This window comes from Arthrobacter alkaliphilus, assembly GCF_021483235.1.
GTDB classification, from domain to species: Bacteria; Actinomycetota; Actinomycetes; order Actinomycetales; family Micrococcaceae; genus Arthrobacter; species Arthrobacter alkaliphilus.
Genome location: NZ_JAKEEC010000018.1, coordinates 1 through 26,403 on the forward strand (window position 1 = coordinate 1; position 26,403 = coordinate 26,403).

Sequence of the window (26,403 nt, forward strand, 5' to 3'; positions counted from 1 at the left end):
TTCGAAGGCCTCCCGGCCCGGATCTGCTGGCTCGGGTACGGGGAACGCCACCAGGCCGGGCTGCTGTTCAACCAGCTCGTCGCCGAAGGCAAAGTCAAAGCCCCCATCGTGATCGGCCGTGACCACCTGGACTCCGGCTCCGTGGCCTCCCCCTACCGGGAAACCGAATCCATGAAAGACGGCTCGGACGCGATCGCCGACTGGCCCCTGCTGAACGCCCTGACCGCCGCGTCCTCCGGCGCGACCTGGGTCTCCATCCACCACGGCGGCGGCGTCGGCATCGGCCGCTCCATCCACACCGGCCAGGTCTCCGTCGCCGACGGCACCGAACTCGCCGCCCAAAAACTCGAACGCCTCCTCACCAACGACCCCGGCATGGGCGTCATCCGCCACGCCGACGCCGGCTACGACCGCGCCGTCGACGTCGCCCGCGAACGCGGCGTCCGCATCCCCATGAACGAATCACTCTAACCAACACATCGATTGCTCCGTAACCGTCATTCTGACCCCCCAAAACGACACCTACGGAGCAATCGATAAGACTTAGGGGACCACAGTGCTTGAAATCGACGGCGTGCGGCTCGCTTTGGCCGACATCGCTCACGTCGCTGCTGGCGGCAAGAGGGTGACCCTCTCGCCGTCGGCAGTTGAGCGGATGACCGCATCCCAGCGGTCCGCTCGCGCAACTGCCTTGAGGCGGCCCGTCTACGGCCGGTCCACCGGCGTCGGCGCCAATCGTTCGGTCGCCTTGGAAGCAGCCGAGAGCGTGCACGGACTGAACCTCCTTCGCAGCCACGCGGTCGACGCCGGCCGGGTGCTTGGGCGGGAAACGGTCCGGGCTATGCTGCTCATCCGGCTGTCCCAGCTGGCTGCCGGTTCGTCGGGGATCAACCCGGCGGTGGCCGAGGCCGTGTTGAACATGCTCAACTCGGACGCCCTGCCCGAGATACGCGAATTCGGCGGCATCGGCACGGCCGACCTGCCTGCCTTGGCGGGAACCGCCCTCACCCTCCTCGGCGAGCGCAAGACGATGGACGGCGGGCAGGTTCCGGCACCTTTGTCTACGTGGCCGACCGAAGACGCGCTTCCATTCATCAGCTCGAGCGCCCTCACCATCGCCCAGGCCGTGCTCGCCCACCAGAAGCTCACAACGCTCCTGGATAACCTGACCTCGCTCAGCGCACTGTCCTTCGTGGCAATGTCAGGCAATCCCGAAGCGCTGAGTCCTGCCGTCGCCCGGGCGGCGGACTCCCCCGCGATCACGGAGATGGCCGGGGTACTTCGCAGGCTGATCCAGGGCAGCGGGGAACCTGCCAGGATTCAGGACCCCTATTGTTTGCGCACGCTGCCCCAGGTTCTTGGCTCGGTAGCGGAAGAACTCGACGCGCTCGGGGTCCTCCTCGAACGCCTGGTAGTGGCCGGGCACGAGAACCCGCTGGTATTCGGGTCCGCGGACGATGGCAGCAGCGACGTTGCCCACCACGGCTTGTTCCAAATGACGAGCTTGGCCAGGCGCGTGGATGCCCTCCAATTGGCCATCGGTTCGGCGTGCGCAACGAACCTCCGGAGAATCAGCCTGCTGTGCGATCCCGCCTACACGGGGCTGCACCGCTTCCTCGCGGCCGACGACGCCGGCCAATCCGGCGTCATGATGCTGGAATACGTGGCCGCCGCTGCAGCAGGCCAGGTCCGGGCTAATGCCCAGCCTGTGAGCCTTCAAACCGTCGTCCTCTCGTTGGGTGCCGAGGAAGATGCCAGTTTCGCCAGCGTGGCGACCTCGCGTTTGGACTCCACAGCGAAGGCCTTTGCCACGGTGGTCGGTGTCGAACTCGTCTGCGCCTCAAGGGCCCTCCGGATGCAGGGCCGGCGGCCGGAGGAGTTCGCGAGTTCACAGTTCCAAAGAGCGTTCGACGCCGGACTGTCGTTACCAGCCGACGTGCAGGACCGGGATCTCCGTGCAGATCTCGAGGCCGCGGTGCGAATGGCGATGCTGCCCGGTTTCGGAAACTAAGTATGCTTAGCTATGGACTGCCGCGTCGTACGGGCGTAGCTTGGTCTCCAAACACGGCACGCTGGGGAGGTGGGGTGTTTGTCTCGGCATCTGGGGTGCCGTCAGGTTTCTTTGATGCGCACCCTTCTTCTCGCCGTTTTTGGCGCATTGGCGTGGTTGTTGTGGCTGGCTGGCACTTCGCAGGCCGCCGACCTCCTGCCGGCGATCCCTGCTGTTCCGTCGCCTCCGGGTTCGCCCGCTCCGGTTCAACTCCCCGAGCCCATAGCTCCACTCGTCAGCCAGGTCCCGTCCAGGGTTCCGGCCCCGAGTCAATTGGCGGCAGTTCCCGGGACAGTGGTCGGCCAGATAACAGAAAAGGTCTTGACACCAGTCGTTGGAGTCGTCGACGCCGTGCCGGGTACAGTCACCGACACGATCGGGAAACTCCCCGCTTTGCCAGTGCCGGCACTGCCGTCGGTGCCAGCCGCGCCGTCGGTGCCGGCAGTACCACTGCCCTCCGCGCCAGCCGTACCGGTACCGCCGTCGGTGCCGGCAGTACCACTGCCCTCCGCGCCAGCCGTACCGGTACCGCCGTCGGTTCCAGTGGTGCCGCCGGTGCCGGTAGTCCCAGTCGTGTCCCGTACCGCGCTTCCCGGCGGACCACGGGTTCCAGCCCCGGACGATCCTGGGCAGATCAGAACGAACACCGAATTCATCCCTATCGGGGCGGCCTTCATGCCGCCCGCCGTGGTCGTGACAACGGTTGCGTCTCCGGCCCAGGCCGGGCCGCGGCCTGACGCGCGGGTTCCTGCGTCAGTGTCGCCACCCGGGGCAGGATCGACGTCGGAGCCGGAAGGCAGCTCCTTCTTTGGAACGGCGGATCTGCCCGAACAGCGTGCGCTGGGACCGCCGCCGCGCAACGGACCCATCCCCGATCCCGGACAGAGCCCCTCGGCCGAACCCTTCTTCGACCCTGGGTCTTCCCCTGACTGATCCGGCCGCTCCTGTCTTTTGGCAGGCACGAGCAATTGCGCCACACCGCGCAGGATCCGCCTACTCAGGAGAAGACCATGCAGAACTATCAACGAACCATTGGAAATTGGCCCGACCCCATGCAGAAGGGAGGTAAATAGATAACTTCGCACAAGGCGCTCAGCGCCCATAAGGGAACAAGTTCGCCGGCCGCGTAGTCAGTCAGACTGCGCGGCCGGCGAACTGATGCCGACCATAGGACACAACCGCTTAGAACAAGCCGTTCACCACTGCCTGGGTGAGCTCGTGGAAGATCTCGGTGCGGGCGGGGATATCGCTCTCGTCCTTGCCTTTGGTGTAGACCACGAAGGCGTAGGAATTGGCCCCGTTGGTGAGGATGCCGGCGTCGTGGAGCTCGTCGTCGAGCAGTCCGTACTTGTGGAAGACAGTGATTCCGGCCGGCACCGCAGCCGGGATGAGTGATTCGTAGTTTGTGTTCTGCATGTAGGACAACAACTGTGCCGCGTCTTGTTGGTTCAACAGCTTCCCGTCATAGAGCCCGGCCATGATGCTGGCCATTTCGGTCGGAGTCAGCGTGTTGTTCATGGGGTCATAGCTGACGCCGATCGACTCGGCGTAGGACTGCAGTTCCGAATAGCCAACCGCGTCCATGATCAAGGACCAGGATTCGTTGTCGCTATCCTTGATCATCTCTTTGATTTGGTATCCGGCCGTGTAGTCACCCAAGGGATCGTCAAGGGACACAGCTCCCGTTTCGACGAGGTGATAGTAGGCGGCGGCCGCCAGGACTTTTGCGGTGCTTGCCGCTTCGAAGGGCGCTTGGACCCCGTACTGATGGATTGAGCCGTTGGATAGGTCGATCAGGGTGGCGCCGATCTGGTACTGGCTATTGGCGTCAATGATGGCGTTGATCTCGGAGTCCAACGAGGTGTCCATGCCAGCCGCCGGCGCAGGCGCCGCGGTATGCGGCGCCGTTTTCGGCGCAGTCGGCACGGTAGGCGGCGCAGTCGGTGCCGCTGTCGGCGCTGGCGTCATGGTCCGCGCAGCCGCCGTCGGCCGGGCGCTGGCTGCCGCCGGTGCGGTCCGGGAGACGAATGAACGGGCATGCGCAGCCGAGTAGACCGTTGCCGTCAGCGGCAAGGCCAAAATAGCCGCGGAGGCCAGGAACAAGACCGATCGACGTCGGCGGGGACTCCAGCTGTTCCACCGATTTCGCTTTCGTCCGGACTTTTGGCCGGGACGACGGGGCTCTTGCTCTTCCATAATGACCCAACCGTAGCTACCGCAGCTATGTGAGAGCTATGAAGATCCTGTCTGTAATCCGCGTGTCGTCTGCGTAAAGATCAGGTGTCGCGGATCGGTCAGCCCAACACCGTGAATCGGGTCCCGCCCATTTCTCCGGAGAGCATTGGCATTGCCTCATTGATCGCGGCACGGACGCTCTCCAGCGTCAGCGATTCCTGATGCGCCTCCTCCGATTCCCACAGTTCACAGACAAAGACCGCGTCCGGGGATTCTTCGTTGACGCCCACCTCATAGAGGAGGCAGCCCGCGTCCCGGAGCTCCGGTTTCGGCCTGAGCAGGATGGCAACGACGGCGTCGCGTTGGCCCGGCTTTGTGCCGAGGGTCCCTACATTTGCAAAAGTCATGGGCCCATTGTGCTTCATCCCCCAAACGCTATTGAGGAACCGCGTAACGGCGAACAAAGTTGCCGAGGATCTTCATTGGTTCGGTTGCCGTGATCTTCCGGGCCTCGGCCATGAGATGTTCAGCAGCCTCCGGCGGGAAGTATCCGGCGTGGCGATAGGTGTCTATCCGTGTCACGAGTCCCTCGGCGTCGAGCTCCGGATGGAATTGAGTGGCATAAAGGTTCTTCTTGATCCGGAACATCTGTACCGGGCAGGCGGCAGAAACAGCCAACAACACGGCGTTCGCCGGCAGGACCGTGCAGGCTTCCTTATGGCCGGTAAAGGCGACAAAGCGCTCGGACATCCCCTGAAGGAGCGGATCCTGAAGGCCCTCGGCCGTGAGTTTGATGGTTACCCCGCCGAGTCCTTCGCCGTAGGTCCGGTCAATCACAGCCCCTTGGTGGAGTCCCAACGTTCCGACTCCATAGCAGGCCCCCAGGAAGGGAAAGTCGGCGGCAACAATCGTGTCCAGCAGCTGCGCGAGTTCCTTCTCCACCCGATGCTGGACCGGACTCTTGTGTTCGGGCGGGTCACTCGAAGTGAAGGGACTGCCGCCCACAATCACGCCGGAATAGTCGGAGAGCTCAAGTGGTGGCAGGGGTGCCGCCTCCATTCGGATGCGCTGCAGCTGCTCAGGGGCCAGCCCTCCGAAGCGAAGATACGCCTGGTATTCTTCCTCGGCGGCGGCGTCTTCGGCGCGAGATGCGAGCAGGAGAAACGGCTTCACAGGCTAAGTGTGCCCCCGGTGCCCGTGACGCGCCAGCGTTCGGCCGAAACATCCCGTCGAGGGCCGTGAGCCGCCGTTCACGCGCAAGAAATGTTTCGGGCTCCGGCCGCCCGGAACGGTTTCACTTCCATTGGTTCCGGAATCCGCGGAATCACTGGGATCCCCGCCGCTCGCTCCGGCTGGCCACGCATCCGCACCGGGACGGCGTTTACATCCCTGAAACATATCTGACATGCGTTCTTCACGCCGGGCCAAGTTATGTAACGTCCCCGCAATTTTTCCTCCCATTGCTTGAAACACGGAACCGGAAATATTGGGCAAGGGAAGAACGAGGCCAAGGTATGGCGGCCCTGCCAGGGCATTCCGATGAGAAGGGAAACGCACGTGGATATCACTGCGGAAAACGTTTGGGTGATGGTGTCGGCGGCACTCGCACTGCTCATGACCCCGGCACTCGGGCTCTTCTACGGCGGTATGACCCGGGCCAAGGCCTCCCTCAACATGATCATGATGAGCTTCATCTCCGCGGGAATCGTGGGCGCCGTGTGGATACTGTGGGGCTACTCGATGATCAGCGGCAAGAGTGTCCTGGGGATTTTCGGTAACCCGTTCAGCAGCTTTGGCTCGGCGGACCTGGTCGGTTCCACCGATCTCATCAAGCTCGGCTTCAGCGCTACGTTCGCCATGGTCACCGTGGCCCTGATCAGCGGCGCTATCGCCGACCGGGCCAAATTCACTTCCTGGGTCATTTTCGTTCCCATCTGGATCACCCTGGTCTACTGCCCCTTGGCCTTCATGGTCTGGGGAGGCGGCCTGCTTAGCCCCGGCGGAGCCATCAGCTCTGTCTTCGGTCAGGTGATCGACTTCGCAGGTGGCACGGTGGTGGAAATCAGCTCCGGCGCCGCCGCGTTCGTCCTGGCATTGATCCTTGGCAAGCGCCATGGTTTTGGAAAAGACCCGAACCACCGCCCGCACAACCTCCCCTTCATCATGCTCGGCGCCGGCCTCCTGTGGTTCGGCTGGTTCGGTTTCAACGCAGGCGCTGCGACGACGTCGGCGCAGGCCGGCTTGATCTGGGTCAATACGCTTGTTGCCCCGGCCGGTGCCATGCTGAGCTGGTTGGTCACCGAGAAGATCCGGCATGGCCACCCCACATCCCTGGGTGCCGCGTCCGGCGTCGTTGCCGGCCTCGTGGCTATTACTCCGGCATGCGCCAACGTCGCTCCCGCCGCAGCCCTGGGCCTGGGCCTGGTGGCCGGCGCAGCCTGCGCAGTCTTTGTGGACCTGAAGCACAAGTTCGGTTTCGATGACTCCCTCGACGTCGTGGGCGTGCACCTTGGTGGCGGGCTGGTCGGCACGCTCGCGCTCGGATTCATCGCACTGCCGGTAAACGGCAAGGGCGGAGGACTGCTCTACGGAGGCGGGCTCCAGCAACTCGTGGCCCAGATCGTCGCCATTCTCGTCACCCTGGCGGTGTCTGGAATCATGACGGCGATCATCGCCTTGATCATCCACAAGACCGTTGGCTTCCGGGTCAGCCACGAAGCCGAACTGGCCGGCGTGGACTTGTCCGAGCATGCCGAGACCGCCTACGAGTTCGGCAGCATGTCCCGGAGCCATTTCAACGCCCTCCCGCACGTTGACTCCCTCCCCCACGTCAACATCCCCGTCTCGGCCCGAGCCGAAAAGCAAGCCGATCCCGCTTAGCGGCGGCAGGCATTTCCGCGGCCGCGAGGGACGCGTACGCTCAATCTGTGGATATCGTCGATTTCCTGTCGGACCGTCTGGATGAGGACGAGGCTGCGGCACGGAAACTCCTCGCTGACCGTTCCCTCTCCGAGGCAGGCAAATGGTACGAGCGCCGTCTTCTCCGGGAATGCGAGTCAAAGCGAAGGCTGCTCAGCATCGTTGAATCCGCGCGGCAGACAGCCTTGGCCACGATGGTTCGCGGCACGCTTGGGGACGCCCCGCAGTGGATCCCGGAATCGATCGAGTGGACCACGAAATCGTTGAATGCGCTCGCGCTGCCGTACTCCGACCATCCGGACTTTGAGCCGGAGTGGCTGGCGGGGACGTAGCTGTCAGTTCACTGTTGGTTTAGCTGACGGTTCCTTGTGAGTCGGACCCACGTGTTTCACGGCTCCTAGCTTGGGAGCATGAAAATCAAAACAATCCCGGTCGTCATCGGAACATTGTCTTGTGTGCTCGTCGGCGGCGCTGCCTTCGCGGCGGTCTCCACGTTCGCCGGCCCCCGCGAGGATGGGACGGCAATCACTTCAATCGGTATGCGTGTCACGCCAACCGGACAGCAGACCCAACTCGGAGACCTGCCGCTCAACTCCGCCATCTCCCCCGACGGCAAGCGGCTCGCCGTCACGAACAACGGTCAAGGTACCCAATCCCTGCAACTCGTTGATCTCGCAGACCACGAGGTAGACCAGACCATCTCGTACAAGTCTCCTGAGTCCCTCTACATGGGCCTCGCATGGAGTCCGGACGGCACCAAGCTTTACGCAAGCGCCGCGGCAAACTCCAAGATCCGCACCTACAGCTACGCCGGCGGCCAGCTGGCAGAAGGCGCGCCCATCCAGCTTCCCACTACGACGCCCGCGGGCAAGGCACTGAACCTCTTCCCGGCCGGATTGGCGATCACCCCAGATGGGAAGCGCCTGGTCGTCGCAGATCAGCTGGCCGACGCCGTGTCCGTCGTCGACCTCTCCACAGGAAACGTATCGACGACGCCGGCAGGTCACCGGCCGCTTTCAGTCACAGTTTCCCCGGACGGCACGACGGCGTTCGTCACCAATCAGGGCGCATCGGACCTTACGGCGCTGGACATCACAGGCGCCGAACCGAAGGTTTCCCGCACCGTCACGGTTGGCCTCCACCCCAACAAGTCCGTCCTGTCGAAGGACGGCCGCACCCTTTACGTCGCCAACGGCGACGACGACACCGTCTCGGTTGTCGACACCGCCGCAGGTACAAGCACGAGTCTCAGCGTCGCTCCTGAAAAGGGCGCACCGGTGGGAACCAATCCCACCGGGCTGGCCTTGGACGAAGCCGGCCACCGCCTTTTCGTGAGCAACTCCGGAAACAACGACGTCGCCGTCGTCGATCTTGCCCAAAAGGCAGTGGCCGGCGTGGTCCCTGTTGGTTGGTACCCGAGTTCGTTGGCCTTCACCGGCGGGACATTGCATGTCACCAACGCGAAGGGGCTCGGCGCCGGGCCCAACAACGGTCCCGGACACCCGAACCCCGAGTCAACCGCTCCGACCAGCGAAAACCAGTACAGCGGCTCGATGATCGTCGGCACGCTGAGCAGTTTCAGGGTGCCGGAGGGCGGCCAGCTGCAGAAAGCAACCGAGCAGGTCAAGAACAACAATCGCCCGGACACCGCGGGCGGCAACATCATTCCGCGCCAACCCGGCCAAGAGAGCCCCATCAAACACGTCATCTACGTGGTCAAGGAAAACCGCACGTACGACCAGGTTCTTGGAAGCCTTGGCAAGGGCAACGGGGATCCGTCGCTGAACCTCTTCGGCGACGAGTCTGCTCCGAATATGCGGGCCCTGTCCAAGAAGTTCACCACGATTGACAACTTCTACGCCGACGCCGAAGTCAGCGCCAACGGTTGGAACTGGGTGGCCTCGGCCAACTCGAACCCGTACGCAGAGCAGATGTGGCCGGCCAACTACTCGGGCCGCAAGGCACCGTATCCGAGTGAAGGGAACGCACCGGAGATCGCCGCGCAGCAACCTGACAACACCTACGTCTGGCAGCGACTCGCCAAGGCCGGAGTCAGTTTCCGCAACTACGGCTTCTACGTTTCCAACAACGCAGGCGCGTTCAACGCCGCGGACCCTGTCCTGGATGCGCAGACCGACCACAATTACCACGGTTACGACCTGAGCTGCCCTGATTCAGCGGGATCGTTCGCACCGCTGAAGCCTGGCTGCGGTACTCCGCGCATCGAAGAGTGGGCCAAGGACTTCCAGGACCACGTGGCGTCAGGAACCGTTCCGACGGTCCAATTCGTCAGGCTGCCGAATGACCACACCCAGGCAACCCGCGTTGGCGCCCCCACGCCGAAAGCGTACGTCGCAGACAACGACTACGCGCTGGGCAAACTGGTGGACACCGTGTCCCACTCGTCGGCGTGGAAGGACACCGCCATCTTCGTCACCGAGGATGACGCGCAGAACGGACCTGACCACGTGGACGCTCACCGCACCTTGGCGCTCGCCATCAGCCCCTACACCCAGACCGGCAAAGTCGATTCGACGTTCTACAGCACGGCTTCAATGGTCCGGACCATCGGCCTCATCGCCGGCATCGGGCCCCTGACACAGTTCGATGCTTTCGCCACTCCGATGAACGCGTCCTTCACGGCGAAGCCCGACAACACGCCGTACACCGCGCTCAAACCCAGCTATGACATGACCGCCGTCAACGGGGCAAACGCTCCGATGGCTCCGCAGGTGGCCACGCAGGACACTGCCACCGAAGACAAGATGGACGAGCAGCTGTTCAATAAGTCCATTTGGCAGTCGGTAAATGGTGCTGACTCGAAGATGCCCGAACCCCAGCACAGCGTGATCGGCTCCGGTTCCGGTTCCAGTTCCAGCAGCCAGCCTGCTACCAAGGATCCCGACGGCTAGCCAGATCTTATTTGGCGGGGGCGGTCACCAGCATGCGGTGGCCGCCCTTCGCTGTTCCTGCGTTGAACTCGGAAAAAACGGCCACAATTGCCCTGTCAAAGAATTAGTCCAGAACCTATTCTATTGATTGACCGGGTGGATATCCGGTCCGCCAGGCCGCCGGCACCTGTCGGGAAGCCCATCCCGCTCCGGGGGCCGTCTCAACGAGGAGGCGTCCATGTCAACTCCCGATCTGCCAACCCGGGGGCCCGCAAGGCCCGGTCCGTATATTGTGGCCGGTGTCCTGCTGGCCATAGCCATTCTGGTTCCGCTGTTCGTCCCGGCGTATTCGATTGATCAGCCGCGGTTTGCGGGCATGCCGTTCTTCTACTGGTACCAAATGCTCTGGGTTCCGATCACTGCCGGGATGGTCGGCATCTCTTATCGGCTGGTGACCAAGGAAGACCGACGCCGGCGCGAGGCCGTGCGTGGCGCGCGCACCGAGGGGGTGGAACAATGAGCGGCTTCACCGTCCCATTGGCGACCACACCGGATCGGCCCGTCAACGGCGTCGCCCTTGCCGTCGTCGTCGTCCTCTTTGTCCTCGTGGCCGTCTTGGGCTTCTTCGCGGCGCGGTGGCGCGCGGGCAAGGAAACCGGCCTGCACAGCCTTGATGAGTGGGGGCTCGGTGGACGCGGTTTCGGAACCTGGGTGACGTGGTTCCTCCTAGGCGGGGACCTCTACACGGCCTACACGTTCGTGGCGGTGCCGGCGGCGATGTGGGCCACTGGTGCCGTGAGCGGTTTCTTCGCGGTCCCGTACACGATTGTGCTCTACCCGATCGTGTTCCTGTTGATGAGCCGTCTGTGGTCGGTCTCGCACCGGCATGGCTTCGTCACGCCGGCGGACTTCGTGGGCGGGCGTTACGGCAGTAGGGCCCTGACGGTTGCAGTGGCACTCACCGGCATTGTCGCGACGATGCCTTATATTGCGCTGCAACTGGTTGGCATTAAAGCCGTTCTCACGGTGTTGGGCCTTGGCAGCGCGCAGAATGCGCTGCTCACTGACTTGCCGCTGATCATCGCATTCGTGGTCCTGGCCGCCTACACCTACACCTCGGGCCTCCGAGCGCCGGCGCTCATCGCCGTCGTGAAGGACCTCCTGATCTACCTCGCTGTCATCGTCGCCGTGGTCTACCTGCCGATCAAATTTGGCGGCTGGGACAACATCTTCGGTGCAGCCCAGACAAAGCTGGACGCCGTCAGCCCCGCCACCGGCAAGCCTGCCGGCGTCTTCATCCCCGGTGCCGCCAGCTACTCGGCATACTGGACACTGGCCCTTGGTTCGGCCATGGCGCTGTTCATGTACCCGCACTCGGTCACCGGAGTCCTGGCGACGAAGAGCAGGAACACCATCCGCAAGAATGCTGCGGTCCTTCCGCTGTATTCGCTCATGCTCGGGTTCCTCGCCTTGCTGGGTTACGCGGCCATCTATGCGGGCACCAAGCCGATTGACTTGAACGGTGCCGTCAATCCGCAACTCGTAGTTCCACAGCTGTTCCTGGACAACTTCCCCGCGTGGTTTGCAGGGATCGCCTTGGCGGCTATCGCCATCGGCGCGCTGGTCCCGGCCGCCATCATGTCGATCGCAGCCGCCAACCTGTTCACCCGCAACATCTACCGCGACCTCATCCGGCCCGACGCCAGCCCGCGGCAGGAAGCGAAAGTCTCCAAGATCGCCTCGCTCGTGGTGAAGTTCGGGGCGCTGATCTTCGTCATCGCGATGGACCAGTCGGCAGCCATCAATATGCAGCTCCTCGGTGGTATCTGGATCCTGCAGACCTTCCCGGCGATCGTGGCAGGGCTGTACACCCGCTGGTTCCACCGCTGGGCGCTCTTCGCAGGTTGGGTGGCCGGAATCATCTACGGCACCGTCGCCGCGTACAACGTGGTCAACCCCGTGACGAAGGCCAATTTTGGCGGTTCGATCGCCGCCATCCCCGGCACCAACGTGCAGGTCTACATCGCGGTGGTGGCGTTCGCGATCAACCTCATCGTTGCTGCCATCCTGTCGCTGGTCTTCCGCGCCATGAAACTCCCCGACGGAAAGGACATCACCCGGAACTCGGACTACGGAGCCGACGAGAACGATCCAAAGGTTGCCCAACTCCAACGCGAGTACCCGCTGGGCGAATCGGGAGGCAGCAGGCTCTGACTGGGTCCGGGAGCAGGAGGCTCGAGCGGTAGCGGCTTGGCCCGCGGCCACTTTGTCGCGGGGTTCCCGGGGCGGCGGCGTCGTGCGGCAGCAGCCGCCGATGAGCCCGGACCCGACGGACGTTCGCGTCTGCGGCGCCGGTGGGGGTGCCGGGTGCGGCTGCAGCGCGCAACCGGCGAGGCGCCGCCGCTGTGTGGAACCGGCGCTGCGCAAAAGGCCAGCATTGCACAGGCCAGCAGCGCCTGCTTCATCAACTGCGGCTGTTTCAGCAGCACTTTGGCCGACCACAGCGGATCGTCCAAACGATCCTTCAGCCGCGGTCCTTTGCCTAGGCCGGCTGGCGCAGGTCAGGATGCCGCCCCCAGTACTTTCGGTGGCTCCAGTAGTACAGGTCCACGGTTTCCGGTACCGGGCCGCCGGGCGGGCTTCCGTTCAGGGGTATACCTAATGTTCCGGGTGTTCCGGGCAGGGGTGGGGCTGTGGAGCGGTAGTGGTGTCCTGTGGGGGTGCGGATTTCGAGGACGTTCCGTGTGCCAATACCCGACTTTGTTGTCCAGCCGGGGAGTTCTTTGGTGTGGTTGCAGGCTTCGCACAGGCCTGCCCCGTTGTCCAGGCTGGTGGTGCCGCCTTGGTGCCAGGGGATGATGTGGTCGAAGTGCCTGATGGGCGCGTCGCAGTAGGTGGTGCGGCAGGTATCGTCGCGGGCCTGGATGAAACGCCGCATCCCGGGCGGGAAGAACCGCGCCTTTGAGTCCGCAGCGAGGAGCTCCCCGGTTTTTGGGGCGGTGAAGAGGCGCCGGAGCCAGACCTTGAAATCCTGCTCCCCCGGCTCGGGCTGGCTGGGTTCTGTCTGGCCGGGTTCGGCGGTGCCGGGGTTCCCGGTCAGGAGGGTCCTGGCCCAGGCGGCCGGGACGATCCCGTACCCGGTGAGCCGGGCCGGTTCGCTGTCTGCCTGCAACAGGGTGCGGTCGGTCATGACGAGTTGGACCTCGACCCCGGTGATTCCTGCCGGGGTGCCGGTGACGCGTTCAACCAGGGCATCGGCCATGACCTGGCCCCGGGACCGGGTGTCGCCGGTGCTGGCCCGGAGAGTGTCGGCGTGCCGGGACAACGCCGCATGCACCGCCACACCCTGCGCCACGGGAAGCAGGGCGGTCAGATAGGTCATGGTGTCCGGTGCCGGGCGCAGGCTCACGCACCGTTCCCCGGCAGCACGGGCGGCCCGGTCCGCGACCGAGCGCGGATCCCGCCGGTACGCCGCGGCCCGGGCCGCGGCGGTGATGGTTTTGTCTCCGGCGCCGTCAAAGATCCCGGTGTCCGCGGCGAGTTCCTCATCGACCGCGGACCGGTCTTCGGCGGATAGGCAGGCTGTTTCCTTCACCAGCACCGTCGCCCGCCACTCATTCAACCGTCCGGCATTCAGGGCGGCGAGGGTGCGCGGCATCCCCGTGACCAGGGCTTTCGCCAAGCCCAGCAGCCGGGACCCGCGGGACGGGGATTCCCGCCGCGCCAAAGCAACCTGCGCCGCCACCCCGCGGCCACGCTCCTCCACCGGAACACCCAGATCAGCCTGGGCCCTGCGCTGGACAGTGTCGAACGCCACCGCGATCCTCGCCTGCGCAGCCGCAGCAGCGGACTTCAAATCCTCCAAAGCACGCAACTGGCTGATCAATTCAGCACTGTCCGAGCCCGGCCTGAATGAAGCAACGGCGCGGGTTAGTTCCTCGAATTTCGCGCCCGTCACTACAGCATCCGGCACTGCAGCATCCAGGCCAGCGCAGCCCGAAGGCGTGCCCGTCCCGATCCGCTCGGTTCCCTGAATGCCGTCCATAAGAAAACTCTCCCAGGAGGCACCGACAAAATAAGGCCGGAGAACCCACACCCGCCAAACAAACCGCAGGACTTTTTTGCGCGACATCCAGGCGCGCTTTCAGCCGGCCAAAATCCTGTCGCGCCGGCCCACACCGGCTGGACCACGTCGGCACCGGCCGGCCCACACCGCCTGGCCCACTCCGACATCGGCCGTGGCCCCAACCGCCCGACACCCGGCGCACCGCCAGCAACCACACCGCCTGGCCCACTCCGACATCGGCCGTGGCCGCCGTCCCGCGCACCGCCCCCCAGCGATCCTCCCATCCATAGGCGTAGGCTATCGCTCGTGTCGAGAGACAGCGCAGCCGGAAACTGCCCAGACAGAGGAGCCGAACCGTTGGACACGCGCAAACTGAGGTACTTCCTCGCCGTCGTCGATCATGACGGGTTCAACCGAGCTGCCGAACATCTCCTTATCGCCCAGCCTTCGCTTTCCCAAACCATCGCAAGCCTCGAGAAGGAACTCGGCGTTCCACTCTTCCACCGCGTCGGGCGCAGGGCAGTGCTCAGCGAGGCCGGAAGGGAGTTGGTCGGCCCCGCGAGGCTCGTGATGCGGGATCTCGACGCAGCACAATCAGCTGTCCAGTCGCTAAGGGGAATGCAAAGCGGCCGGCTGGACATCGTCACCATGCCTTCCCCCGGCATCGAGCCGCTGACATCGATGATCGCGGCCTTCACCAAGGCCCACCCGGCGGTCAGGCTCAACGTCACCGCAGCATTCACGCCGGAAGAGGTGATTGAATCCGTCCGGAACGGCACTAGCGAGATCGGACTGGCAGGATCCCCGACGCCGATCCTGGTCCCCGGCGTCCAGGTCCTCGAGCTCGAAAAGCAACCCTTGATTCTGATTGTCAACCCGCAGGCCGATACGTTCAAAACCAACCAGACGGCCATCCAACGCGAGGACCTCGGGGGCCACCGAATCATCGCCAGCCAGCGCGGCTCCCTGATGCGTTGGCTCGTTGATGATGCCTTGGCGCACGGCGTCGAAGTGGAGATCGTCGTCGAGGTGGCCCACCGGACCTCCATCCTGCCTCTTGTCCTTGCGGGCGTCGGGCATGCGGTGATGCCGTCGTCGTGGGCTCCCACGGCGCACAAAGCTGGGCTGCGCACCCTGCTCATCGAACCGGTCAGCCATCTGGACGTCGCAGTGCTCAGCCGCAAGGACAACCTCACCCCCGCGGCCAGAGCTTTCCTCAAAGTCGCTTCATCCACTGCTGAGACAACGTCGTTTTAGACGCCCAAAACGACGTTGCCTCAGCAATCGATCCCAGAAAAGATAGGCGCTACCTATCAGTCGTATCCAAACTAAGTCTTGGACGTCGTCTACCCGCCGCCCGTCTACTTGAAGAGGAAAGCAGTGTGACTCTGCTAACAAACTCAACGAGGAGGTAGGCATGAGCGCCACCCAAAAATTCAGCATCGCATCCATCCCCGCGGACGGCGTCGGCAAGGAAGTTGTCTCCGCCGGCCGCCGCGTCTTGGACGCCCTGGCTGCGAACTCCAACGGGAAGTTCGCCTTCGACTGGACCGAATTCCCTTGGGGGTCCGAATACTATGCCAAGACCGGCATGATGATGGATCCCAACGGGCTGGAGGCCCTCAAGGACTTCGACGCTATCTACTTCGGCGCGGTCGGCTGGGAAAACGTCCCGGACCACATCAGCCTCTGGGGCCTGCGCCTGAACATCACCCAGAACTTCGACCAGTGGGCCAACATCCGCCCGGTCAAGTTCCTCCCCGGCATTCAGTCCCCGCTGCGCAAGGCCGACAATACTGAACTCGACTGGATTGTGGTCCGCGAAAACAGCGAAGGCGAATACGCCGGCCTCGGCGGCCGCAACCTGAGCGGGCGCGGTCCCGGCAACGAAGTCGCCCTGCAGACCGCGCTCTTCACGGAGAAGGGCTGCGAGCGCATAATGCGTTTCGCGTTCGATCTCGCCCGGACCCGCACAGTCAAGAAGGTCTCCTCCGTCACCAAGTCCAACGCGCAACAGTACGGGATGGTCCTCTGGGACGAAACGTTCAAGCGCGTCGCCCTCGACTACCCGGATGTCCAGACCGAAAGCGTCCTGGTGGACGCCATGAGCGCCAAGTTCGTCCTCCACCCCGAGGAACTTTCCGTGGTGGTTGCGTCCAACCTGAACGCCGACATCCTCTCCGACCTCGGGTCCGCCCTCGCGGGCAGCCTCGGCCTCGCCGCGAGCGCCAACCTGAACCCGGAGCGCCGCTTCCCCAGCATGTTCGAGCCAGTCCACGGCTCCGCCCCGGATATTGCCGGCAAGGGCATCAGCAACCCGATCGGCGCCATCGCCAGCGCCGCCCTCATGCTGGACCACTTCGGGCTCCACGAGGAAGCCCGACTGGTGGAGGCCGCGATCGAGCAGGCCACCGGTTCCGGTCACCTGACCCGCGACGTCGGCGGCGAAGCCAACACGAACGACGTCACCGGAGCGATCATCGAGGCCCTCACGCGCAGCTTCGCAGCCGTCTAACCGCGGAGCGAGCGTACGACGGCGGCCGGCTGGCCGCCGTCGTACGGCCACCACGCACTTCCAAGCCAAACTTCTCCACAGACATTCCACAATGAGGTAGGAATCATGGGACACATCAACAAAGCCGACGCAGCACCGGCGCCCAAGGCGCCGGCCCCTAGAAAGCGCTGGTACCGGCAACTGTACTTCTGGGTGCTGACCGCCATCCTGATCGGCGTGCTGCTCGGCTGGCTCGCACCGACCGCGGGCATCGCGATGGAACCGATCGGGACCACGTTCGTCAATGCGATGAGGATGCTCATCGGCCCGATCGTCTTCCTGACTATCGTTGGCGGGATCGCGAGCGTCGCGGACTTGAAGAGGGTCGGAATGACGGGCCTGAAGGCCCTCACTTATTTCCAGCTCGGCACTATTTGTGCGCTCGTGTTCGGGCTGGTGGCGATCAACATCTTCCGCCTGGGAGAAGGCGTTAATGCCAACCCCGGCACCATCAAGACTACTGATGCCGCCGCAAAACTCATCGACGCCGGGGCGCACCAGGAATGGTGGCAGTTCCTGACCAACATCATCCCCACGAGCATCGTTCAACCCTTCATCGCGGGCGATATTCTCCAGATCATCTTCATCGCGGTCGTCTTCGGCATAGCGTTGAATGCGATGGGCAAGTTCGGCTCCCCTGTGCTTGACGGCGTGCAGCGGCTCACCGGCGTGATGTTCAAGATCCTGGGCTTCATCATGAAGGCCGCGCCGCTAGGTGCATTCGGCGCCATGGCCTTCGCGGTGGGCAAGTACGGCGTATCCTCCCTGACCAGCATGGGCGGGCTGATCGCGCTTTTCTACGCCACGTCAATCCTGTTTGTGGTGGTTGTCCTCGGTTCCATCATGGCCTTCCTGAAGCTGAACATCTTCACGATGATCAGGCACTTCAAGGAGGAGTACCTGATCATTCTTGGCACGTCCACGGCCGAGCCTGCACTGCCCGGCCTGATGCGGAAGCTCGAGCACGCCGGCGTGAAGAAGGAGACCGTGGGGCTCGTTGTCCCCACCGGCTACAGCTTCAATCTCGACGGCGCCGCGATCTACCTTTCCCTGGCCGCCGTATATATCGCCCAGGCCACCAACACCCACTTGAGCATTGGCCAGCAGTTGGGACTCATCGCAGTCATGCTGCTTACGTCCAAGGGTGCTGCCGGGGTGGCGGGAGGCGGCTTCATCGCCCTCACTGCGACGTTGGCAACCATCGGCACCATTCCTGCCGCAGGCATCATGCTCATTTTCGGCATCGACAAGTTCATGTCCGAATGCCGCGCCTTGGTCAACTTCACTGGCAACGCCGTCGCTACCCTATTCATTGCATGGTGGGACCACACCCTCGACGCCGATCGCGTCCGTCGCGTCTTCGCGGGCGAAGTTGTGGAACCTGTCCAAGCGTCGGCTGAAGTCCCCGCTCCCGCCGTCGAGCCTCTTCAGGCCAACGAACGCCGCCCGGCCTACTCCGAATCCAACTGACATGAACGCAACCCCGAAGACCGTCCTCATCGCGCCCGACAAGTTCAAAGGCAGCCTTACCGCCGCCGAGGTAGCGGACGCGGTGGCGGCAGGGATCTGTTCCGTCGGAGCAGTTCACTGTGAACTGCTCCCACTAGCGGACGGAGGTGACGGCAGCGTCGACGCCGCCGTCGCCTCCGGCTTCGCCCGCCACGCTTTGGCGGTCCCGGGACCGACCGGACAGGCCGCGCTAGCGAGCATCGCGTTCGACGGCGTCACTGCTGTTGTGGAGGTGGCGAACACTTGCGGTTTGGGGCTGTTGCCGGACGGGCGGCTGGCGCCGCTGGATGCGTCGAGCCGCGGCTTTGGCGAGGCTGTTCTCTTTGCCCTGGCGTTGCGGCCGGCGCGGATCGTGCTGGCTCTTGGCGGGAGCGCCAGCACCGACGGAGGAATGGGCATGCTCACGGCCCTGGGCTTCCGGTTCCTCGACGCCTCCGGGCGATCCTTGGAGGGAAACGGGCGGAATCTTGGCCTTATCCACACTGTTCTCGGGTCTCCTTTCCCCGGGCTGGACGATACTGAACTGATTGTCGCGAGCGATGTGCACAACCCGCTCTGCGGGCGGGACGGTGCGCCTGCGGTGTTTGGTCCGCAGAAGGGCGCTTCGGCCCAGGATGTTTCAGCGCTCGACGCCGGTCTGGCGCACTTTGTCTCCATCCTCGGTTCCAGCGGTTTCGGGGAGGCGGCAGCTCTGGCCGAGTACCCCGGCGCTGGCAGCGCGGGCGGGGTCGGCTTCGCGTGCCTGTTGCTGGGCGCTTCTCAGGTCTCCGGGGCGGACTACTTTTTGGATCTCCTCGACTTCGACGCCCGGAAGGAAGTATGCGAGCTGGTGGTAACCGGCGAGGGCAGCATCGACGAGCAGACCCTGGCTGGAAAGCTGCCAGCCGCCGTCGCGCGCCGCTCGGGCACCCGGCCGATCATCGCCGTCGCGGGCCGTTCGTTGCTGCCCCGCGAGCGCTGGTCCGAAATGTCGCTCTCGGGGGTTTATGCGCTGGCGGATTACACGGATCTGGATTCGTCGAAGGATCCTGGGTTGTCGGCGGAGCTGTTGAGGCGGATCGGGCGGGATATTGGAGAGGGACTGGTGTGAGCGTCGTCGCTCTCGCCCGGCAACCCTCTGCGCGATATATTCGAGGTGGATCTCGACCTGAGCTACACGACCTTCCGACGGGTAACACCGCCAGCACAAAGCCTGAACGAAGGAGCATCCCATGACTGACGCGAAACCGGTCCTCGTCGTCGGCGCCACCGGCCAGGTGGGCGGCAAAGTGGTCGACGAACTGCTCGCAAGGGGGAAGAGCGTCCGGGCCTTGGTCCGGCCAAGCTCGGATGCCGGCAAGCTCGAGGGAAAAGGTGTCGAGATTGCCCGCGGCGACATGCTGGACGTTAATTCCCTCATCTCCGCGATGACGGGGGCCGACGCCGTGATCAGCTCTGCCGCCGGGTATACCCGCCGCGACAAGCAGGCTTTGGAGATCGACACCGAGGGCAACACCAACCTCGCCATCGCCGCGCACCGGGCCGGCGTCCGGCGGTTTGTCCTGGTCAGCATCCTCACCGCCGACCAGACGCCGGATGTCCCGCACTTCTGGCACAAGAAGCTCACCGAGGACAAGCTGGAGGCACTTGAGGTTCCATTTGTCGCCCTCCGGCCCGGCGCGTTCCTCGACCAGGTCACCCGGATGGGTGGCGACCCGTTCGAGAAGAAGCGCCTCACATGGTTCGGGACCAAGACAATCCCGCTGACCTTCGTCCTCACCTCTGACCTCGCCGGATACCTCGCGGCAGCGGTCGATGCGGATGTCGCCAACGGCGAACGTATCGACATCGGCTGGGACCGCCCGGTGAGCATGCAGGACATCGCGGACATCGCTTCGACTTTTGCCGGCGGACCTGTCAGTGTGCGGTCGGTCCCTGCCTGGTTTGTCAACGGGCTAGGCGCGGTGATGGGACCGTTCGTCCCGATGGTCAAGGACATGAGCTCCATGCTCGGCTGGTTCGAGACGGGCAAATACGTCGCGGACACCACGCGCCAAGCGGAAGTCTTCGGGCCAGTCCCGACGCCGGAAGACGCCGTCGCGCGCTTCGCCCGCAGTTTGGGGCACTAAGGTCGCGAAAGTCGGACGGCGCAGTCAGTCCTCCGGAACCACGGTCTGCCCCGGGCGAACAAGGTAAGCCTCTAGACCTGGGGCACTCAGCACCGCAGCGACGGCGGCGACCGAACCTCCAACGAAAACAGATCTCGCGTAGATGTCGTTCCCGACAAACCAGGCGGCATCGTCCGGTATCCAGTTCATGGCAAGTCGGGTCGGCGGAAAATCGATCGGTTTGAGAGCAAGCTCAATGCTTCCATTCCTGACATGCATGACCCTCTGCTCGCCAATGGTGATGGTTGGACTCTCGCGTACCTCCTCCAGCAGAGAGTCGTAGCCTTCCCAGGACAAGAAAGTGAAAGCGGAAGATTGAGTGTGCTCGGCCAAGACTGCGGACAGCCGAAGAGCAACTGAGCTCTCAATGGTGCCTGTCTCCGGTTCGTAGTATTCGTTCGGATCAGGGTTGGCTGTCGAAACGATCTCACTCCACTGGGTTTCGCTGTCGACGGTCATCGAGCTGCCCGCAATGACCGACCATCGCAGACGTCGGCCTTTGGAGGTCCTCACCGGATTCATAACGCGGGCAAAGGCGGGAAAGCTGTGGGGTACCAGCCCGGCAAGCGCAGCAGAAGCTACAGGTCCCTCAGCGAAGAATCGGCGTCGAGCCGGGCGAGTCTTGCGACGTGCCCAACGGCGCCCAGGCACAGGAACAAGGGCACGCAGAAGAGTGCTCCGAGCACGAGCAGCCAGTTGGGCATTGCCCACGCGGCCACCGGCAGGAGGTCGAGCTGCAGGCCGCTGAAGACTGCCGTCCCTACGCTGGAGCAAAGTGTCCCCAGGAGCGCTCCCGTCAGCCCAATGATGAGGCCAACCGCTGCCAACTCGACCATGTAAACCCCTGCTATCGAGGCCCCTGACCAGCCGATGGCCTTGAGGAGACCCACCTCGCGGGCTCTTTGCTTAATCCAGCTGCCACCGACCGACACTCCAACACCGAGGCAGAAAATAACGAGGAAGCCGCCGATCAACCAACTGACCAGGGCAAGAAGAGCAAACAGGCCTGACAGGGACCGAATTTGGCCAGCGACGCTGTTCACGGAATATCCGAGGGCTCGGACCTGGTTTTGCACATTGACCACTTCGTCTGCTGAGTCAGCGCGAACAAATGCGCGGGGGTAGGTCAGCGCTTTCGTATTCGGCCGGGCATTGGCGAGCGTTGACTGGACCACCTTACTGGATACGTAAGCAGCCTGCGCGCCATCGGTACCAGGCGACGAGTTGTCATAGATGCCTGCCACTCGGAGAGACATGGAAACGGGTTCCCCATTACCAGGGCCGATTTCCCTTGTGTACACAAAGTTCATTTCCTTGCCAAGCAGCTGATCATATTTCTGGCCCTGCCCCTTGTCGGGAAGCAGGATCTGGCCTTCCCCAGGGCCGTCCGCGGACACTTCTCCCAGCAGTACTTTCGGAGTGATGCCGCTGATGAATGGCGTGCCGATGAATGCACCGGGGTTGTTCGGTGATGGCCAGTTCGCAGGGTCCTCTATCGCGAGGTCTATTTGTGCCCAACCGGAGGACCCCACCACGTGATCGATTTGGCTGAACCGGGATAATGATTCGTCAGTGATCTCACGAGCTGAGTCCGGACCTACTGAAGTGACCTCCACATAATTCAGGGCGGAATTGGTGCTGATCTTGTTTGAGTATGAGCTTATTCCGGCCCCTACGATGCTGTCGGCGAATATGAATACCGCGATGCCAAGACTCATCAGGACCGCGAGTGGCCTCAATTTCGAGAGGGAAAGCCGCACTGACCTGGCAGCAAAGACCCTATTTCTGTTCAAGGAGCAACTCCTTCATGGGAAGCTGACGGTGGGCCACCTGCTGGAAGACTTCGTCATGGGAAGCGACCAGGACACCGCACCCGCTGTTGGCGCCCGTCCTCATGGCGTCCAGGATGACTTCGGTATTTGCCCGGTCAAGACCCGAACTTGGTTCATCCGCCAGTAGTAGTGAAGGCCTGTTGATCAGCGCGCGGCAAAACGCGACCCGTTGCTGCTGCCCTCCGGAAAGCCTCTTCGCCTGCCGGTCTGCGACCGCGGCCAAGCCGAAGCGTTCCAGCTGCTCTATCATCGCCGCGCGCGTCGTGGACTCGCGGCTGGCCAGGAGGACGTTTTCCATCGCCGTAAGTTCGGGCAGTAGATTGCTGCTCTGAAACACCATTCCAATCTCTATCGAGCGGACCAGACTCGCCGTCCGGGGCGATGCGTTGGTTCTGTCGTCACCATCGATCCACACTCTGCCGGTATCGGGGGTTGAGAGGAGTCCGGAGATGTTGAGGATGGTTGACTTCCCCGAGCCCGACTCACCACGCAGCCAGACGATCTCACCCGCCTCGACATTCATGCTGACGCCGGGAAGGACCAATTGTCGGTTCCCGCGCTCGTCTGCAAAAGACTTGGTGATGTTCTCAAGGCGCAGTACCGAGGTCACTAGTTCACCCCGAAGTCGTATGCACCGGGGACCGCGATCATTGCGGCTGAAACCGAGAGGCTACACGGCGACTCCTTGCCTGCTTCCAGCCGATACAAGGAGGGGAATTCCTTGCAGCCTCTCAGTGTCCGGAGTCCCTCGGCCGCCTTGTCGAAGTCGTTTGATCCAAGTCCGGAGCGGCTTGCGTTCGTCATGGCGGTCAGCGCCCGAAAATAGTTCATGCCGTTTCCATTCGGTGAACTGACGAGTTGCGGGAGCGCGGACTGCACGGCCGGAAACATTGATCTCACTTCTTCGCTGTTTGAGAAGTACATGGAGTTGGAGAGCGCCATCAGCGCTCCGGAGAGCAGGTCGTCAACTCCGGGGTCTGCTTCGAACGCCGCCAGCCGCGCCAAGGGGGCATTGGGCTCGAGCTGCACCAGGACCTCCACCAGGTCGATATACCCGCTGAGATTGGCGATTGTCACGTCTGTCGGAAGCGCTGTCTTTCCCCGCTCGATCACCGGACCGTAGCTCACCCATGACGAGGAACCAGACCGCTTGAGGGCCACAAGCGCCTTGAGCTGAGTGATGAGATTGGTTTCGGGCTCCCGCAGGACCAGTTCCAGTTCGTCCAGGGTCTGTTCGTTTGCGAGCTCTGAAAATCTGGTGTCGAGGAGCCTCACGGCAAGATACGTCCCATGGACCGAGCCCGTTTCGGGGGAGGCTGACTCGGGCATCCTTACGAGGCCGTTGATTCCGCGCAGCTTCGTCAGATCTTCTTTCACGGCGGAGACATCGTTGGCCGTGAGGCCGGGACCTGCATGGCAAGCGGTCAAGCCAAGCAGAGCCAGCCCCAGGGTGGAAAGACGCCTTGCGTTTCGTAGCCAGTGGCTCCGACCTCCGCGCCCGAGATCATTGGACACCCAATTCACCTTTTCTGACGGGACCGGAGCCACCGGCTTGTAACGTCAGATAGGGCTACGAGGCCAAGCGATAGGGCAAAAGCCAGGGCGATCGTAAGTGCCTCCCGAACTGAATTTCGGCCAGTCCACCAACTGTTGTTCACAAGCATCAGAATGATCGTCAAGAGCCCAGCCCTTCCGAAGCGTGACATCCACACCTTTTCGCTTGGACCATTCGAGCTGTCCATCCATTACCTCTTCGGACCAAGTTGAAGCGAGCAGGGGAATCCACCCAAAGGTGGACATTAGGGTTCGCCCTCTGCAAGGCGATAGGCCGCCAAGGCGTCTCGGCGGGCCCAGGTGACAGCAAGGGCAACGTCGAGGGCGAGAACAACGCAAAAGAAGGCAACAAAGATGGGAAATGGCGCGCCAGCGGCAAAGAGGGCGACCACGATGACGATGAACAGGACGCAACTGATCCAGTTGTACCGACGCCGGCCCGGAGTCGCTCGTCGAGCCGCCTGAAGTTCAGACAGGTAGTAGAGCATTTTGATCCGCTATCTCGGCGATGCCAACCGCGAAGGCCGACGTTCCAGCAAGGCCTTTTCGAACAAGCGATACGCGCTTTTCCATGAATCCCCCCAGTGTCTTCCGTTGTTCGGATCCGAGTTCGGAACCGGTACAGGAACCCTAAGGGCGAAAATCGCGTCTCAGTGTTGAAAACGACGAATTAAGTGGTGCCCTCGACCAATCTCAGTGGTCAAACGTGGCAACACGTAGATGGCAACCTGGCAACACGTAGATGGAAACGCAACTCCTCCTTATGCTCAGGCCAACCCCGATTCACCCTCGCTACCTCCACCCCTCCGAACGCCCCTTGACTCCCACCCCTACCTTCCCTAAACTTTTCATAAAGCAGAATCTAAATTCCACAAAGCGGAAACGCCTAGGAAGATAGATCCCAAGCCCTCCCCCGGAAGGACACCTACGATGACGTACACAGTGAACTGCTCCATCCTCCTGACGGAGCTGCCCCTGCTCGAGCGCCCTGCAGCCGCGAAGGCTGCCGGTTTTGACGCCGTCGAATTCTGGTGGCCCTTTGAGACTTCCGTACCGTCGGACGCTCAGGTAAGCGAGTTCGAGAACGCCATCAAGGACGCGGGCGTTCAGCTCACCGGCCTGAACTTCAACGCCGGCAACATGCCCGGCGGCGACCGCGGCCTGGTCTCCTGGCCGGCCCGCTCTTCCGAGTTCCAAGACAACATCGACGTTGTCTCAGGAATCGGCGAGCGCCTCGGCTGCAAGGCGTTCAACGCCCTCTACGGCAACCGTGTGGACGGCGAATCAGCTGAGAACCAGGACGCCATCGGCGCTGAAAACCTTGCGACGGCGGCAGCCGGGGTGGCGCGCATCGGCGGCACCGTCCTCCTCGAGCCTGTCAGCGGCGCACCCAAGTACCCGCTCCTCACGGCAGAAGACGCACTCAGGGTCATCGCCCGCGTCAAGGAAGAAACCGGCGTCGACAACGTCAAACTCCTCGCCGACTTCTACCACCTGGCGGTGAACGGGGACGACGTCGAAGCCGTCATCGAGAACCACGCCAAGGACTTCGGCCACATCCAGATCGCCGACAACCCCGGCCGCGGCGCCCCCGGTACCGGCACGCTTCCCCTCGGCGAATGGATCGCCCGCAGCCGCGAACTCGGCTACGAAGGCTACATCGGCCTCGAGTACAAGGAACCGCAGGAAACCGCCTTCAGCTGGGCCATCCGCGAACGCGCCGCCCGCTAAACAGCCCGCTAGCCAATTCAGCACACCTGAGCTAAAACACAGACTTTCAGAAAGAGAACCACAATGAGCAACGTTGCAGTCATCGGACTCGGAATCATGGGCCTGCCCATGGCCATCAACCTCGTCAAAGCCGGCCACACCGTCACCGGTTTCAACCGCAGCCAGGACAAGATCGACAAACTCGTCTCCGAAGGCGGCAAGGGCGCCACGAGCATCGCCGACGCCGTCAAGGACGCCGATGTCGTCATCACCATGGTGCCGGACTCCCCCGACGTCGAAGGCGTCGTCAGCGGCGAAGACGGCGTCTTCGCCAACGCGAAGCAGGGCGCGCTCTGGATCGACGCGAGCAGCATCCGCCCGGACGTCGCGGCACGCCTCGCGGCAGACGCCAAGGCAGCCGGCATCCGCCCGCTCGACGCCCCGGTTTCCGGCGGTGAGCAGGGCGCGATCGACGCCGTCCTGTCCATCATGGTCGGCGGCGAGGCAGCAGACTTCGAGGCCGCACAGGACGTCCTCAACGCCGTCGGCAAGACGATCGTCCACGTCGGCCCCTCCGGCTCCGGCCAGACCGTCAAGGCAGCCAACCAGCTGATCGTCGCGGTCAACATCGAGGTCCTCGGCGAGGCCATCGCCTTCCTTGAGGCCTACGGCGTAGATACCGACGCCGCCCTCAAGGTGCTCGGCGGCGGCCTGGCCGGGTCCAAGGTCCTCGACCAGAAGGGCCAGAAGATGCTCGACCGCAACTTCGACCCCGGTTTCCGCCTGGCCCTGCACCACAAGGACCTCGGCATCGTCACCTCCGCAGCCCGCGAAGCCAACGTGGCCATCCCGCTCGGCGCCGTCGTCGCACAGCTTGTCGCCGCCACTGTCAACCAGGGCGACGGCGGACTCGACCACTCGGGACTCTTCAAGCAGGTCCTTCAACTTAGCGGCCGCAAGTAAAGCCACCGCGCTAAGGCGCGACACCAAGCAAAA

At 63.4% G+C, this 26,403-nt stretch carries 23 protein-coding genes and 2 pseudogenes; 15 read left to right on the forward strand and 10 right to left on the reverse strand.

Annotated elements, in window-relative coordinates; all coding sequences use genetic code 11:
- Together L0B83_RS13030 and L0B83_RS13035 are read left to right on the forward strand one after the other, a co-directional pair.
- On the forward strand, positions 1-471 hold a 471-nt coding region (locus tag L0B83_RS13030), incomplete at its 5' end, for a urocanase-related protein (protein WP_504745246.1).
- Between the two features lie 85 nt (positions 472-556).
- Positions 557-2,011, forward strand: coding sequence for an aromatic amino acid lyase (locus L0B83_RS13035; RefSeq protein WP_234758881.1), 1,455 nt, complete (start codon positions 557-559; stop codon positions 2,009-2,011).
- Positions 2,012-2,319: 308 nt separating this feature from the next.
- Here L0B83_RS13035 and L0B83_RS13040 read toward each other — a convergent pair whose 3' ends face one another.
- Positions 2,320-2,919 (reverse strand): hypothetical protein, encoded by a 600-nt coding sequence (locus L0B83_RS13040; RefSeq protein ID WP_234758882.1) that lies wholly within the window; start codon positions 2,917-2,919, stop codon positions 2,320-2,322.
- Positions 2,920-3,232: 313 nt separating this feature from the next.
- Positions 3,233-3,919 (reverse strand): serine hydrolase, encoded by a 687-nt coding sequence (locus L0B83_RS13045; protein WP_234758883.1) that lies wholly within the window; start codon positions 3,917-3,919, stop codon positions 3,233-3,235.
- Here L0B83_RS13045 and L0B83_RS13050 point away from each other — a divergent pair.
- Positions 3,918-4,103, forward strand: a complete 186-nt coding sequence (locus L0B83_RS13050) for a hypothetical protein (RefSeq protein ID WP_234758884.1) — start codon at positions 3,918-3,920, stop codon at positions 4,101-4,103. The genes L0B83_RS13045 and L0B83_RS13050 overlap by 2 nt on opposite strands.
- A gap of 241 nt (positions 4,104-4,344) precedes the next feature.
- On the opposite strand, the gene L0B83_RS13055 is transcribed toward L0B83_RS13050, so the two are convergent.
- Together L0B83_RS13055 and L0B83_RS13060 are read right to left on the reverse strand one after the other, a co-directional pair.
- A complete protein-coding gene (locus L0B83_RS13055) occupies positions 4,345-4,632 on the reverse strand; it encodes a putative quinol monooxygenase (protein ID WP_234758885.1) in 288 nt (95 codons plus the stop codon).
- 28 nt (positions 4,633-4,660) lie between these two features.
- Positions 4,661-5,398, reverse strand: coding sequence for a glutamine amidotransferase (locus L0B83_RS13060; protein WP_234758886.1), 738 nt, complete (start codon positions 5,396-5,398; stop codon positions 4,661-4,663).
- A 366-nt stretch (positions 5,399-5,764) separates the two neighbouring features.
- Here L0B83_RS13060 and L0B83_RS13065 point away from each other — a divergent pair, with 366 nt between their 5' ends.
- The 5 genes from L0B83_RS13065 (at position 5,765) to mctP (ending at position 12,249) form a co-directional block, all read left to right on the forward strand.
- Positions 5,765-7,105, forward strand: a complete 1,341-nt coding sequence (locus L0B83_RS13065) for an ammonium transporter (protein ID WP_268820890.1) — start codon at positions 5,765-5,767, stop codon at positions 7,103-7,105.
- Between the two features lie 47 nt (positions 7,106-7,152).
- A complete protein-coding gene (locus L0B83_RS13070; protein WP_234758888.1) occupies positions 7,153-7,476 on the forward strand; it encodes a DUF6221 family protein in 324 nt (107 codons plus the stop codon).
- Between the two features lie 78 nt (positions 7,477-7,554).
- On the forward strand, positions 7,555-10,056 hold the full coding sequence (locus tag L0B83_RS13075; protein ID WP_234758889.1) for a bifunctional YncE family protein/alkaline phosphatase family protein: 2,502 nt from the start codon (positions 7,555-7,557) through the stop codon (positions 10,054-10,056).
- 217 nt (positions 10,057-10,273) lie between these two features.
- Positions 10,274-10,555, forward strand: coding sequence for a DUF3311 domain-containing protein (locus tag L0B83_RS13080; RefSeq protein ID WP_234758890.1), 282 nt, complete (start codon positions 10,274-10,276; stop codon positions 10,553-10,555).
- The gene (mctP, locus tag L0B83_RS13085) at positions 10,552-12,249 is read left to right on the forward strand and encodes a monocarboxylate uptake permease MctP (protein ID WP_234758891.1); all 1,698 of its coding nucleotides are present in this window, start codon (positions 10,552-10,554) and stop codon (positions 12,247-12,249) included. The genes L0B83_RS13080 and mctP overlap by 4 nt, the downstream gene beginning before the upstream one ends.
- A 328-nt stretch (positions 12,250-12,577) precedes the next feature.
- Here mctP and L0B83_RS13090 read toward each other — a convergent pair whose 3' ends face one another.
- Complete coding sequence (locus L0B83_RS13090; RefSeq protein ID WP_234758892.1) at positions 12,578-14,080, reverse strand: HNH endonuclease; 1,503 nt, start codon at positions 14,078-14,080, stop codon at positions 12,578-12,580.
- 378 nt (positions 14,081-14,458) lie between these two features.
- Here L0B83_RS13090 and L0B83_RS13095 point away from each other — a divergent pair, with 378 nt between their 5' ends.
- The 5 genes from L0B83_RS13095 to L0B83_RS13115 all read left to right on the forward strand — a co-directional run bounded on the left by L0B83_RS13095 (position 14,459) and on the right by L0B83_RS13115 (position 20,272).
- Entirely contained in the window at positions 14,459-15,358 is a 900-nt protein-coding gene (locus L0B83_RS13095) for a LysR family transcriptional regulator (RefSeq protein WP_234758893.1), read from the forward strand.
- Positions 15,359-15,518: 160 nt separating this feature from the next.
- Positions 15,519-16,616 (forward strand): tartrate dehydrogenase, encoded by a 1,098-nt coding sequence (locus L0B83_RS13100; protein WP_234758894.1) that lies wholly within the window; start codon positions 15,519-15,521, stop codon positions 16,614-16,616.
- 105 nt (positions 16,617-16,721) lie between these two features.
- Positions 16,722-18,125 (forward strand): C4-dicarboxylate transporter DctA, encoded by a 1,404-nt coding sequence (gene dctA / locus L0B83_RS13105; RefSeq protein WP_234758895.1) that lies wholly within the window; start codon positions 16,722-16,724, stop codon positions 18,123-18,125.
- 1 nt (position 18,126) lies between these two features.
- Positions 18,127-19,254 (forward strand): glycerate kinase, encoded by a 1,128-nt coding sequence (locus L0B83_RS13110; protein WP_234758896.1) that lies wholly within the window; start codon positions 18,127-18,129, stop codon positions 19,252-19,254.
- Between the two features lie 121 nt (positions 19,255-19,375).
- The gene (locus L0B83_RS13115; protein ID WP_234758897.1) at positions 19,376-20,272 is read left to right on the forward strand and encodes an SDR family oxidoreductase; all 897 of its coding nucleotides are present in this window, start codon (positions 19,376-19,378) and stop codon (positions 20,270-20,272) included.
- A 24-nt stretch (positions 20,273-20,296) separates the two neighbouring features.
- On the opposite strand, the gene L0B83_RS13120 is transcribed toward L0B83_RS13115, so the two are convergent.
- The 5 genes and pseudogenes from L0B83_RS13120 to L0B83_RS13140 all read right to left on the reverse strand — a co-directional run bounded on the left by L0B83_RS13120 (position 20,297) and on the right by L0B83_RS13140 (position 24,185).
- The gene (locus L0B83_RS13120; protein WP_234758898.1) at positions 20,297-20,770 is read right to left on the reverse strand and encodes a hypothetical protein; all 474 of its coding nucleotides are present in this window, start codon (positions 20,768-20,770) and stop codon (positions 20,297-20,299) included.
- Between the two features lie 119 nt (positions 20,771-20,889).
- Complete coding sequence (locus L0B83_RS13125) at positions 20,890-22,104, reverse strand: ABC transporter permease (RefSeq protein WP_234758899.1); 1,215 nt, start codon at positions 22,102-22,104, stop codon at positions 20,890-20,892.
- Positions 22,105-22,261: 157 nt separating this feature from the next.
- Positions 22,262-22,666 (reverse strand): annotated as a pseudogene (locus tag L0B83_RS20000) (ABC transporter ATP-binding protein); the annotation flags it as partial.
- 86 nt (positions 22,667-22,752) lie between these two features.
- Positions 22,753-23,658 (reverse strand): hypothetical protein, encoded by a 906-nt coding sequence (locus L0B83_RS13135; protein WP_234758901.1) that lies wholly within the window; start codon positions 23,656-23,658, stop codon positions 22,753-22,755.
- A 284-nt stretch (positions 23,659-23,942) separates the two neighbouring features.
- Positions 23,943-24,185 carry a hypothetical protein gene (locus L0B83_RS13140; RefSeq protein ID WP_234758902.1) on the reverse strand — a complete coding sequence of 81 codons (243 nt, stop codon included), beginning with the start codon at positions 24,183-24,185 and terminating at the stop codon, positions 23,943-23,945.
- A gap of 442 nt (positions 24,186-24,627) precedes the next feature.
- On the opposite strand from L0B83_RS13140, the gene L0B83_RS13145 reads away from it, so the two are divergent.
- Together L0B83_RS13145 and L0B83_RS13150 are read left to right on the forward strand one after the other, a co-directional pair.
- On the forward strand, positions 24,628-25,428 hold the full coding sequence (locus L0B83_RS13145; protein ID WP_234758903.1) for a hydroxypyruvate isomerase family protein: 801 nt from the start codon (positions 24,628-24,630) through the stop codon (positions 25,426-25,428).
- Between the two features lie 60 nt (positions 25,429-25,488).
- A pseudogene (locus L0B83_RS13150) lies at positions 25,489-26,370 on the forward strand (2-hydroxy-3-oxopropionate reductase); the annotation flags it as partial.
- Positions 26,371-26,403: the final 33 nt, after the last annotated feature.